The organism is Actinomycetota bacterium, from assembly GCA_018830725.1.
Classification (GTDB): Bacteria; Actinomycetota; Humimicrobiia; order JAHJRV01; family JAHJRV01; genus JAHJRV01.
The window spans coordinates 1-12,412 of record JAHJRV010000037.1 but is presented as its reverse complement, the minus strand read 5'-3'; the positions used below and the strand labels follow the sequence as shown (position 1 = coordinate 12,412).

Below are 12,412 nucleotides of genomic sequence, written 5' to 3'. Positions count from 1 at the left end.
TCTTAAAAGTTTGTTTGCCTTTTGCTGGGTTGTTGACATAAGAGGTTTACCTCTCATATTTAGCACATAGACAATGTTCTGGACTCTCAAGTCAGAACTCCCTCTATGCTGGGAATAGTTCTCTTCGGAGATGTTATCAGTCAGTACTTTGTCCTGTACACTAAGAGTTTCCTCTTTGTTTAATACAGAACTTACAGAGCAGTGAACTAGAGAAGTATCTCCTGGTGTGTTCTTTAACTTTACTGATAACTTCTGCTTCATTTAAAGCCTCCTAATCAACTAGTTACCCTCATTCCTCACGGAACAAGCCCCTTCCTTTAGGTAGGGGTAATTGACTTAGAATCAAATCCTGATTACTCTTAATATTTTGTTTAATTTATGCTTAATTATACACATAATTAAATATAAATAAAAAGTTCCTCTTATAAAAAAATCCCATATTGATGTATAATTAGACAAATTTAAAAAAAGGAGACTTATCTATGAGATTTCTAATAACAGGTGGAGCAGGATTTATAGGGTCCCATATTGTAGATGAGCTTCTTTCATCGGGAGAAAATGTTGTTGTAATTGATAACTTCAATCCATACTATGACCCAGAAATTAAGTGGAAAAATATTTCAAATGCTCAAGAAAATCCAAATTTTAAACTATTAGAAGGCGACATTTTGGATAAAGATCTTTTAAATGAGATTTTTTCATCATTTGATATTGATATTTTAGTACATATGGCTGCTCAAGCTGGTGTAAGAGGCTCAATAAAAAATCCAGAATTATACACAAAAGTAAATGTCTTGGGTACTTTAAATTTACTTGAAATGTGTAAGAAATATAAAATTAAAAAAATGATTTTTGGTTCTTCGTCTTCTATCTACGGTAATAGCGAAGTTCCTTTCAGTGAAAATAACAAGGTTGATGAACCGATATCTCCTTATGCTGCCACTAAAAAAGGTGCGGAATTACTTTGCTACAATTATTATCATCTCTACAAAATCCCTATCACCTGCTTGAGATTTTTTACTGTTTATGGACCAAGACAGAGACCTGAGATGGCAATTCATAAATTTACAAGACTTATGAATAATAATGAACTAATACCAATATATGGTGATGGAAGTAGCAGTAGAGATTATACTTATATTACCGACATATTGGATGGAATAAAATCTGCAATAAAAAAAGATTTAGGATTTGAAATTATAAATTTAGGTAGTTCAGATCCAATAAAACTACTGGATTTAGTAAATTTAATTCAAGAAAAGATGGAGAAAAAATCAAAGTTGAGTTTTTTACCTCCTCAATCAGGAGATGTTGAAAGAACGTATGCAGATGTTTCTAAAGCAGAAAAATTACTAGGGTACTCACCCAAGGTCAGTATTGAAGAAGGAATAGAAAAGTTTGTAAAATGGTATCTAAATCAAAAGGAATAAGATGGAAGAGCTAAAAAATAAATTAGTTAGTTGGATAAGACAACAGGTTGAAATGGCTGGAACTAGTGGTGTGGTTTTTGGTTTAAGCGGAGGAATAGATTCATCAGTTACAGCTGTTCTTTGCAAGGAATCACTAAAAAATAGATGTCTTGCGTTAATTATGCCCTGCAATAGCATTAAAAAGGATATAAAAGACGCATATCTTATCATAAATAAGTTTTCTATCCCTTGCAAAGAAGTTGTTTTAGATGAAGTATATAATAATTTAATATCCATCTTACCCAAGATTGCTCTGGATAAAAAAAGTTACCAAATTGCAAAAGCAAACTTAAAGCCAAGACTAAGGATGTTAACTCTTTATTATTTTGCAAATAGCTTGAACTATTTAGTAGTTGGAACAGGTAATAGGAGTGAACTTGCAGTTGGATATTTTACAAAATATGGAGATGGGGGTGTAGATATACTTCCGCTTGGTAATCTCTTAAAATCACAGGTAAGAGAACTTGCAAAATATTTAAAAATTCCTAAAAAAATTATTGAAAAACCACCCTCAGGAGGCTTGTGGAAAGGACAAACTGATGAAGGTGAGATGGGAGTAACTTATAACCAAATAGATAAATATATAATCTCAGGAAGGATTGAGAAGTCTTTTAAAGAAAATATGGAAGAAATGATTATTAAATCTGTTCATAAGAGAAAAATACCTGCAATTCCAGATTTCTAATGATAATATTTAATAATATATCTAATAATAATTTTTATTAAAAACAAAAAAATTCTTAGGAGAAAAAGCTTGCAAATTTCAAAAAATTCAAAAATTGAAAGAAATGAAGAAAGAAATTTAGACTTATCAGTAGTAATTCCAGTCTATAATGAGGCAGACAATGTTGAAAGATTGTATAAGAGTTTGGAGGAGGTTTTATCAAAATTAGATAAAAGTTATGAGGTATTGCTTATTGATGATGGAAGTACAGATGGAACTACTGATAAATTGGCTGAAATTCATAAAAGAAATCCAAAATATAAAGTTATTCAGTTTCGAAGAAACTATGGTCAAACAGCAGCAATTTCAGCTGGATTTGATTATTCTGCAGGAAATGTAATTGTAACAATAGATGCTGACCTACAAAATGACCCGAAAGATATCCCTAAGATATTAGAAAAAATGGAAGAAGGATATGATGTTGTGAGTGGCTGGAGAAAAGACAGGAAAGACCCTTTTCTAACAAGAAAAGTTCCCTCTAAAATTGCGAATTGGCTTGTTTCTATTTTAGCAGGCATTCATCTTCACGATTATGGTTGTACTTTAAAAGCATACTCTAAAGATGTAGTAAAAAATGTACAACTTTATGGTGAAATGCACAGATATATTCCTGCATTAGCAAGTTGGATAGGTATAGATGTTACAGAAATCCCAGTTTCTCATCATAAAAGAAAATTCGGAAAATCAAAATATGGATTATCAAGAACACCGAGAGTTATTTTAGACCTTATTACATTAAAATTCTTACTTAGTTACTCAACAAGACCAATTCAAATTTTTGGGTCTTTAGGAATAATAACTGCATTTTTAGGATTTCTAATTGCACTTTTTTTATCATATGTAAAACTTGTACAGAAACAATCCATTGGAGATAGACCATTACTGCTATTAGCAGTTCTTCTTATCTTTTTAGGATTTCAGTTTATTTCTATGGGTCTTTTAGGAGAACTTGCTGTTAGAACATATCATGAAGCACAAAATAAGCCAATCTATTTTGTTAAAAAAATACTGGATTAGAAATGGAAAAAACCAGGAAAATATTTAATTTATTTAGAATCTACCTTAATTATATAAGAAGAAATAGTACCCTTTCCTATAAACCAACAAAACTCTGGATTGAAACTACTAATGTTTGCAATTTGAGATGCAGACTATGTCCCAATAAGGATATCCCAAAAGAACAAAAGGGATTTATGGACTGGAAACTTTTTAAAGATATAATTGATCAATCATGTGATTATCTTCATGATATATATCTTTTCCATAGAGGCGAATCACTTCTTCATCCTCAGATAGTAGATATGATTAAATATATAAATTCAAAAAATATAAAAACTGTTTTACACACAAACGCAACAGTTTTAAATAAAAATCTTTCAACAGAGCTCATTAATGCAAAGCTTGATTTCATTTCATTCTCTTTTGATGGTTATGATAAAGGGATGTATGAATCAAACAGAATTCCCGCTAAATATGAAAAAACCCTTTCAAAAATTATTGAACTTCTAAAATTAAAGAAAGAAATGAAAACAGATATTCCATACACAAGAATTCAGGTAATGGAATATACAAACGGATATGATAAGGAAAAAATAAAAGAACAAAAAAAGCTATTTCTTAAAAACTTTGAAGGTCTTTCACTTGACGAATTTGTAGTAAGAATACCTCATAACTGGGGAGGTAGTATTTCATTATTAGAAAATGTAGATGAATTAAAAAAAATAGGCTTCAAATATGTACCATGTCCCTTTTTATGGTATTCATTAACAATATTTTATGATGGGAAAGTTGCTCCCTGTCCACAGGATTGGTTCGGAAAGATCTCAATTGGGGATGTTAAGAAGAATTCCTTAGTGGATATTTTTAATAGTGAAAAATTAATAAATCTTAGAGAAACGATCTCAAATGGTGAAATTAAAAATATGAGCCCCTGTAATACTTGTGATAGAGTTTGGAGAAAAACATTTTTAGGAGTCCCAACTGACTATCTTCTACCCTTCCTTAAATTGAGTTTAGAATAGAAAGATAACTTAAGTAAAAAACCATCTCACCTAAAGGAAAAATGAATAAGTAAAAGATAATGTTTAAAAAGTTAAAGATATCTAGTAATATATCAATCAAATAATTTATAAATTGTTAAGGAAAAAAATGTGAAAAAGTCAATTTTGGTAATTTATTTAGTTTTAGTATTAATTTCCATCTCCATTTATGCTTTATTTGATTATATACTTCCTTTTATAAATGTAACCTTATCACCCATTGCAAACAAATTAACGAAATGCATACTCCCTGTTGCTGTTGGCTTTTTTATTAGCTATTTTATTTTTAAATTAAAAAATCCAGAAATTAAAAGAACAAATTTTGATTTTAGAAGATTCGTAATTTTTGGTATTGTTCCATTAATTTCTTTAATCATATACCTGACTTCATTACATCTTATAATAAGTGAGAAGATTTTTAAAAATTTTGAAGTTTTATCAATTTCAATTAAATACATCTTTGATAAGTATGACTTATGGGGCTTGTGGTTAGGATTTGCTTTAGGTGCTTCCTTTAAAATTTCCAAGGATAAAAAGGCATAAGATAGATTGCTTTTAATTATTTTTTTAATTAGTAATTTAGAAAGGTTAATAGTTTAATAATTTTTTACCTAAAATAAGTTCAAAATTACAACTACAATCTAATAAAATATTTAAAAAATTTTTATATATAAAAATTTTAGTCTTCTATTATTTCATAAAGAAATGCTGGACCCCAATTTTTATCACTTGATGTAAAAATAACCCTTTTATTAGTACCATCGGGATTCATAATCATAATAGAGTAGTTTCCTCTTCCATCCTCTGTATGATAAACAATTAATTTACCATCAGGTGAAAACCATGGGTGTGAATCCTCCCTATTTGCATTTTTAGTAATATCTTTTATTCCTTCTCCATAGTAAGTCATAGTAAATATTTCTCTATGCTTATCATCGCCTCCCCCTTCATAAGAAACAAATGCTATAATATCCGCATTTGGGGAAATAACCGGCATCCTTTTTCTTCTATTATCTTGTGAAATTTTCCTACTATTTTGACCTTCATAATCCATAACATAAATATCCTCTCTTCCGGTAGGACCTGATTCATATATAATTTCATCAAAAAATGGATGAGCAGTTACATGCCAATCATTAACTGCTGCGTTAAAAGTTAATCTTTTTTCGTTACTTCCATCTGAATTCATTCTGTAAATTTCCCAGTTTCCATCTCTATTTGATTGAAAAAATATGTAATTTCCATCAGATGACCAAGAAGGATAAGCATCATCTGCAGAGTGAGTTGTTAGCTGTTTTTTATCTGTTCCATCAGGATTCATAATGAATATATCCCAATGTCCATTTACTTCTAAAGAATAAGCTATTAATTTTCCATCTGATGACGGAGCTGGATATCTATCATCCTGTTCATTGGCCATGAGTAAATCCAGTCCTGTCCCATCAAGTTTGATTCTATATAAATCCTCATCCCCATTCATATCTGATGTAAAAACTATCCATTTTTCTCCATATTTAACAGGTTTTACTGTGGGTTCTGTAGGTTCTTCAGTAGATTCCTCTGTAGGTTCTTCTGTAATTTGAGTAGTTGTTGGTTCTTCCTCTGTTTGCTTTTCTGTTTCTTCTTCAGTACCAATATGTATCCCAATACATCCACGACAAGAAACATTTGTTATAGTAAATATTAAAATTGCTAAACCTATAACAATGGTTAAAAATATTTTCTTAAGAATTCTAATAAAATTTATAATTTTTTCCATTATATTTTCACATCATCCTTATTCTTAGTTCCAAAATAGATTGGTGCCATCATTATAATTAAACAGCTAAGACCTAAAACTATTGTATAAATTAATGAAATAGTATGGAAACTAAAAGCAGCCAATGCTGCCACTTTTTCATTGAATACCTTTAGTAAAATTAGTGGATAAGCAAATGCAACTTCATATGTTCCAAAACCCATAAATGTATGAGTAGGAAGTAGTGCAGAGAACTCCGCAGCTGAAGTGCTTAAAAAAACTTTTAAAAAATTAAGGTCTTTATATGCATAACCATGAAATGCAACAACACTATGTAATAAAAAATAGTATGCTGTAAATTTTAATACTCTTATTACTAATGTTATTAAAAAAACATATATATACACTCCTTGACTTCTTATCTCCACAATACTTTCATTTGTTAGATTTAGTTTCTCTCCTATTTTCTTTACAAACTTTTTCTCACCAATTCCAATCTTTTTAACTATCCAATTGTAAAAGGTCAAACCTAAATTTATTATTTTTGTTAAATTTAAAAGAACGATTATTAAAATAATAGTAATAACTACCACAATAAGCACTATATTTGCGGGTAGAAATGGAATATTAATTCCAACTAATAGTAGTGACAAAATAATAAGAGGTGTAATCGTTATAAAATCAAAAAACATCGCAACAATCATTGTTGACAGTCCAACTTCTATAGGAAATCTAAATCTCCTGTTTAAGAAATAAATGTGAGATAGTGCTCCCAACCTTGCTGGAACAGTCTCCTCAAGAAAAGCTCGAGCCCAAGTAAAAAGAAATAAATTAGAAATAATGGGACTTTGAGGTCCAATTAACAATTTCCAACGAATAGCTCTTACAAAGACACTTAAAGCAGATATTGAAAAAGAAATTAAAAGACTTTTGAGATAAATATTTGAAAAAGAATTAATTATGTCTTGAAATGTAACACCAGCAAATTTGAAAAGAATTATTAGTATCAGAAATGCTAAAACGAGCTCAATAAATCTAAATAATATTTTTTTAAAATTTATTTTATTTTTAACTTCTTTTTTTATATTTACTTTGTTTTTATTCTCTTCTTTTATATCTTCCATCGCTTAAATAAGCATTTTTTAATATTTTTTGCGGAATTTTTAATAAAACCTCCGAAATATTTCAATTATTCTATTATTAGACTCTTGATATAGATTAACAGTTCCCTTTTTAAATTTCAATTTTACAAAAAATTTTGAAATTTTATTAAAGATACAAAATTTTAGAAAATATAAGAGTTTAGATTATAATATATACATCTAAAAGTGTCTAATCTAAATTATTTTTTCAAACACAAACAAATGACAGCTTATAAAATATAAAAATGATTGATAAAAACAAGATAAACAGAAAAAGAATAATTAACTCACTTAAGTTAGTAGTTAGTTTGATACTTTTGACATATTTTATTGTATCTATTATTGCACCTGAATGGCCAACAATAATAGATTCTTTTAAAGATATTAACTACTTCTATCTTTTAATAGTAATTTTTATAACTTTTCCACTGATTTTAGTTAGCTGTCTTAAATGGCAGATATTACTGAAAAGCAAGAATCTAAATATTTCACTTTCCAGATTGACAGGGTTATATTTGGTAGGATATTTTTTCAATAATATAATACCTATTGGTTTTTTAGGAGGAGATTTTATTAGAATCTATGAAACTGCAAAGCAAACAAAAAATACACCAGATTCTTTTGCAGCAGTATTTATGGAAAGAATTATGGGAATAATTGCTTTAATAATGTTTGCAATCTTCTCAATATTTCTAAAATTTCAGCTTTTTTTAAAAAATCCAACAGTCCTTTTAATTATTATTTGTATAATTACAGCTTTAATTATTTTTATATGGATGATTTTTAATCCAAAAATATTAAATTTTATTAAGAATATTATAAAAATCAATCTCTTTAAAAAAATATTTACAAAGCTTGATGAATGGACAACTGCAATAAATAAATATAAATATGAAAAAAGAGCACTTTTTTACTCCTTTATTTACTCAATTATATATAACCTTTTAGCTATACTTAATGTTTATTTCTCATTTTTAACCTTCAACTATAAACCAAATTTTTTAGATGTTTTTATAATAGTTCCAATAATTCTATTAATTGTACTGTCTGCTCCTATAACATCTGCAGGATTGGGTTTATTTGAAAATGCAATTGTATATTTGTTCTCTTTAGTGGGGGTTTTGAGTTCTATTTCAGCATTAGTAGCGTTATTATTAAGAGCAAAAGTAATATTATTAGGGTTAATTGGTGGTATAATCTATTTTTTTATAAGAAGTGATAAGGAAAAAAATTTTATAAACAAAAATAAAAAATAATCATGTAAGTGGTCTATTTTTTATGATAAGTGATAGAATTTGAATAACCAAAAGATTATAAGTTTATAGACATTATTTAATAATAATGAGGTCAGGAGTATTATATGAACAATCTTAAAAAATACAAGGATTTATTTATTGGAAATGAAGATCTTTTTTATCTAATTAAATATGAAATTATCACTACTTTATTTGACCAAATTCCAAGTGCATTAGGACTTTTTTTAAGAAAAACCTTTTATCCGACACTTTTCAAAAGAGTTGGAAAAGGTACAATTTTTGGTAAGAATCTAATTTTAAGACATCCCCATAAAATTGAAATAGGAAAAAATGTGATTGTAAGTGATCATATTATTTTAGATGCTCAAGGTAAAGAAGACTCAAAAATAAGAATTGATGATAATTGTTTTATCTCTAATTTCTCCATAATTTCTGCAAGAAATGGCCAAATTGGGATTGGAAAAAATACAATAATTGGAAGTCATTGCAGAATTGCCACTTTTCAAAGGATAGAAATAGGACAAAATGTCTTAATTGCAGCTAAGAATTATATTGGGGGTGGAAACTATAAATTTGAAAGAACTGATATTCCAATTGCTCAACAAGGATTTGATTTAAGAGGTGGAGTTAAAATTGGAGATAATTCATGGATAGGAGCTGGATCAACTATTTTAGATGGAACAAAAATTGGGAGAGATTCAATTATAGCTGCTGGTTCAGTAGTAACAGAAGATGTACCAGAATACACTATTTATGGAGGAACACCAGCCAAATTAATAAGAAATAGAAAATAGAAGATTACAAAATTTATAGTTTTAAGAATAATTAAAATTTATGAAAGAAAATTCAAATTTAGATAAAAAGACAAAAAGCATAACACTTCTCGGTTCTTCCTCTGGAAGAAATGCTGGAGACGCTGCACTCCTGAACTCAATAATGTCAGATTTAAAGGAACTTGATCCAGATTTAAGATTTGAAATACCTACTATTAATCCATCATTTATTACGAAAAGCTTTAGTAAATATAATGCTAAACCGATTTCCATGCTCCCCTGGCATTTTAGTATAAAGATGCTTGGGTTTCCCACTTTTCTTTCTGTTGCAAGAACTGACATGATAATTATTTTTGATGCGATACTTTTTGATAGAGCTCTTTATAACCCACTATTTAATTTTCTCTCAACTTTATATTTTCTTATTCCATTTGCTAAAAGAAAGGGGAAAAAAATTGTTTATTACAATGTAGGAGTGGGACCAATTACTACTACTATTGGTAAGAAAATGTTAAAAAAGATATCTGAAATGACAGACTTAATAACTGTCAGAGACAGCCAATCTATTCAGATTCTAAAGAGTTTAAAAATACCAGAATCTAAGATATTTCTAACTGCAGATGCTGCATTAAATAATACTCCTTGTACAAAAGGTCGTACTAAAAAAATATTGTCATTAGAAAAAATTAGGAGAGATAGACCATTTCTCGGATTTAATATAAATGCTTATGTTGATACTTGGGTTGAAACTGGAAGAGAACCTATTAATATTGAAAGTTTTTTAAGAGATATTGCATCAGTTTTAGATAAAGTCATAGAGGATTTAAATGTTAATGTAATATTTTTTGCAACTCAACATATGGATATCCCAATTATCTCAAGAGTTATAAATCTTATTAGAAATAAAGAAAGAGTTAATTTAATAACTAATAAGAGATATTCCAGTCAGGAGATAATGGGACTTCTCGGAGAAATTGAGCTTTTTATTGGCATGAGACTTCATTCACTTATTTTAGCAAGTGCTATGCATACACCTATTTTGGGTTTGGTTTATCAAGATAAAGTCAGAAATTATTTAAGAGAACTTAACTTAGAAGAACAAAGGCTCGAATTCTCAAATTTTAATGTTGAGAATCTTTTCAATATTACTAAAAAATCATGGTATGAAAGAGAAAAAATAAAAAAACATCTTTCAAAACAAATAGAGGAACTTAAGAAGAAAGCAAAAGAAACACCAAAGATGGTTATTGATTTACTTTATAAAAATTAAAAAATATTAGATTCTCTTTAAAAATTGGCATTTTAACCTATAACTAATTTTTTATTATTTTTTAAATTTTCAAATTTAAAAATAAAAATGGAAAAGATGAGTAAAGCTATAGATAAAAAATCTATTAGAGAAATAGAAACTATTGTAAAAGAGGGGCTTTGCTTAAGATGTGGAACTTGTGTTGGAATTTGTCCAAAGGATGTAATTATTCTGAGTGAATATTATTATCCATATTTTCCTGATTATGAAATCTGTAATGATTGTGGTTTATGTTTAAAAGTGTGTCCAGGAATAGAAGTAAATTTTCCAGAAATTGCTAAACAGACATTTGGTGAAATGGATTATGACTTTTATGCTAATGGTTTTTTTACGAAGCTATATGTCGGTAGGACTATTAATGAAAATATATTAATAAAAGCAACCTCAGGTGGTGTTGTAACCCAAATATTAGATTTTCTTCTAAATGAAAATATAATTCAGGGTGCTATTGTTACTATCTCTGATCCCGAAAAACCCTGGAAAGCGAAACCAATCCTTGCCAAGACGAGTAAAGAAATATTAGAAAGTGCACAATCAAAATATTCTGTTTCACCTGTTAATTCTCTTTTAAAAGAAATAGAAAATTCTGATGAGAAAGTTGCGTATGTTGGTCTCCCCTGCCACATTCATGGTTTAAAAAAGGCTATTTCTTTAAAAAGAAATTTAAAAGATAATATTTATTTAATAATAGGACTACTATGTTCAACGAATATTACAGAAGTAGCCACAAAGGATATGTTATGGGCATCAAAGATAAAAGAAAATGATGTGAAGAAGATAGAATTTAGAAAAGGAGAGTGGCCTGGGAAAACAGAAGTTACATTAAAAAATGGAAGTCAGAAAGAATTACATCATCTTTCACATAAAGAAGGAGCTTATGTATTCCTTGCTCATCTATATCCCTGTGCTCGATGTTTATACTGCATAGATGTATCAAGTGAATTTGCAGATATATCTGTTGGTGATCCATGGATAAAAGATGAAAAAGGAAATTACAAATATAGTGGTGGATGGTCTCTTGTTATTGAAAGAACTGATAAAGGTAAAGAAATTCTTTCACAGATAAAAAGTAAAGATAAATTAATATTAAATCAAATTCCAAAAACAGAGTTTATTAAATCTAATAAAGCAGTTGTTTATACAAAAAAGAAGACTAATTTAATAAGGATTGAAAGAGCTAAAAAAAGAGGTAAAATAGTTCCAAATTATTATATAAAAATACCAAATTTTACTACCAAAGATATACTAAATGAAAGATTTTATTCGCTTACTTTTATATTTAGAAAAAGTAGGTTTTTTCAAAGATTAATAATTAAATTTTTAGTTATGAGGTTAGGGCTAATTTTAATATATTTAAAGAGATTTATTCACAAATTAGTAAAAAATAATAAGATTTCTTATAAATAACCATTATCTTGATACCATTTAACTGTTTGTTTAATTCCAGTTTTTAAATCCACTTTTGGTCTATATCCTAAAATGTTTTTAGCCTTTGATATATCAAAGGCTCTATCTTTTGTAAAAAATAGAACTCTTCTTTTATAAATTGGGGGTTCTATCTTTAACGGAATACATACTTTTTCCACAATTGTTCCTAGTAATTCAACTGGCCATACTGGAAAATGAATTTTTGGTGCACTAACGCCTACCTCTTTAGCAATCATTTCTACAAGTTTGTTTAAACTTACATACTCTTCCCCACCAATTAAAAATGCCTTACCTATAGCTTCTTCTTTATCTGCAGCCAATCTAAAACCTTCTGCCAAATCAGTAACATAAACCATATGATATAAAGTTTCACCAGAACCTAACATTATAAATCTTTTTTTAGCTATTGCTTTAAACATCTTGAGTAACCTCATATCTCCTGGTCCATAAATTGCACATGGTCTTATAACTGAAACTGGAAAACCTTTTTCTTTAAAAAAATTAAAAGCTAACTTTTCTCCTTCTAATTTAGTT

13 protein-coding genes are annotated in these 12,412 nt (G+C 28.3%); 9 read left to right on the top strand and 4 right to left on the bottom strand.

From position 1 onward, the window contains the following. A partial coding sequence (locus KKC53_01960) for an RRXRR domain-containing protein (GenBank protein MBU2597936.1) occupies positions 1–261 on the bottom strand: 261 nt, incomplete at its 3' end. 221 nt (positions 262–482) lie between these two features. On the opposite strand from KKC53_01960, the gene KKC53_01955 reads away from it, so the two are divergent. The 5 genes from KKC53_01955 to KKC53_01935 all read left to right on the top strand — a co-directional run bounded on the left by KKC53_01955 (position 483) and on the right by KKC53_01935 (position 4,775). Then, positions 483–1,430, top strand: a complete 948-nt coding sequence (locus tag KKC53_01955; protein MBU2597935.1) for a GDP-mannose 4,6-dehydratase — start codon at positions 483–485, stop codon at positions 1,428–1,430. A 1-nt stretch (position 1,431) separates the two neighbouring features. Continuing rightward, positions 1,432–2,154 (top strand): NAD(+) synthase, encoded by a 723-nt coding sequence (gene nadE, locus KKC53_01950; protein ID MBU2597934.1) that lies wholly within the window; start codon positions 1,432–1,434, stop codon positions 2,152–2,154. Between the two features lie 93 nt (positions 2,155–2,247). After that, positions 2,248–3,210 (top strand): glycosyltransferase family 2 protein, encoded by a 963-nt coding sequence (locus KKC53_01945; protein ID MBU2597933.1) that lies wholly within the window; start codon positions 2,248–2,250, stop codon positions 3,208–3,210. Positions 3,211–3,212: 2 nt separating this feature from the next. Continuing rightward, the gene (locus tag KKC53_01940) at positions 3,213–4,214 is read left to right on the top strand and encodes an SPASM domain-containing protein (protein MBU2597932.1); all 1,002 of its coding nucleotides are present in this window, start codon (positions 3,213–3,215) and stop codon (positions 4,212–4,214) included. A 129-nt stretch (positions 4,215–4,343) separates the two neighbouring features. Then, positions 4,344–4,775, top strand: coding sequence for a hypothetical protein (locus tag KKC53_01935; GenBank protein ID MBU2597931.1), 432 nt, complete (start codon positions 4,344–4,346; stop codon positions 4,773–4,775). Positions 4,776–4,911: 136 nt separating this feature from the next. Here KKC53_01935 and KKC53_01930 read toward each other — a convergent pair whose 3' ends face one another. Together KKC53_01930 and KKC53_01925 are read right to left on the bottom strand one after the other, a co-directional pair. Beyond that, positions 4,912–5,991, bottom strand: a complete 1,080-nt coding sequence (locus KKC53_01930; protein ID MBU2597930.1) for a DUF5050 domain-containing protein — start codon at positions 5,989–5,991, stop codon at positions 4,912–4,914. After that, complete coding sequence (locus KKC53_01925; GenBank protein MBU2597929.1) at positions 5,991–7,094, bottom strand: flippase-like domain-containing protein; 1,104 nt, start codon at positions 7,092–7,094, stop codon at positions 5,991–5,993. Before KKC53_01925 ends, KKC53_01930 begins: the two co-directional genes overlap by 1 nt. 263 nt (positions 7,095–7,357) lie before the next feature. Between KKC53_01925 and KKC53_01920 the strand changes: the two genes are divergently transcribed. From KKC53_01920 to KKC53_01905, 4 genes are all read left to right on the top strand, one after another. Then, on the top strand, positions 7,358–8,368 hold the full coding sequence (locus tag KKC53_01920) for a flippase-like domain-containing protein (GenBank protein ID MBU2597928.1): 1,011 nt from the start codon (positions 7,358–7,360) through the stop codon (positions 8,366–8,368). 104 nt (positions 8,369–8,472) lie between these two features. Beyond that, entirely contained in the window at positions 8,473–9,162 is a 690-nt protein-coding gene (locus KKC53_01915) for an acyltransferase (protein ID MBU2597927.1), read from the top strand. Between the two features lie 40 nt (positions 9,163–9,202). Continuing rightward, positions 9,203–10,411 carry a polysaccharide pyruvyl transferase family protein gene (locus KKC53_01910; protein MBU2597926.1) on the top strand — a complete coding sequence of 403 codons (1,209 nt, stop codon included), beginning with the start codon at positions 9,203–9,205 and terminating at the stop codon, positions 10,409–10,411. Positions 10,412–10,507: 96 nt separating this feature from the next. Then, the gene (locus tag KKC53_01905) at positions 10,508–11,857 is read left to right on the top strand and encodes a Coenzyme F420 hydrogenase/dehydrogenase, beta subunit C-terminal domain (GenBank protein MBU2597925.1); all 1,350 of its coding nucleotides are present in this window, start codon (positions 10,508–10,510) and stop codon (positions 11,855–11,857) included. Here KKC53_01905 and KKC53_01900 read toward each other — a convergent pair. Beyond that, positions 11,848–12,412 (bottom strand): NAD-dependent epimerase/dehydratase family protein (locus KKC53_01900; protein MBU2597924.1); only part of this gene is annotated, 565 nt, incomplete at its 5' end. The genes KKC53_01905 and KKC53_01900 overlap by 10 nt on opposite strands.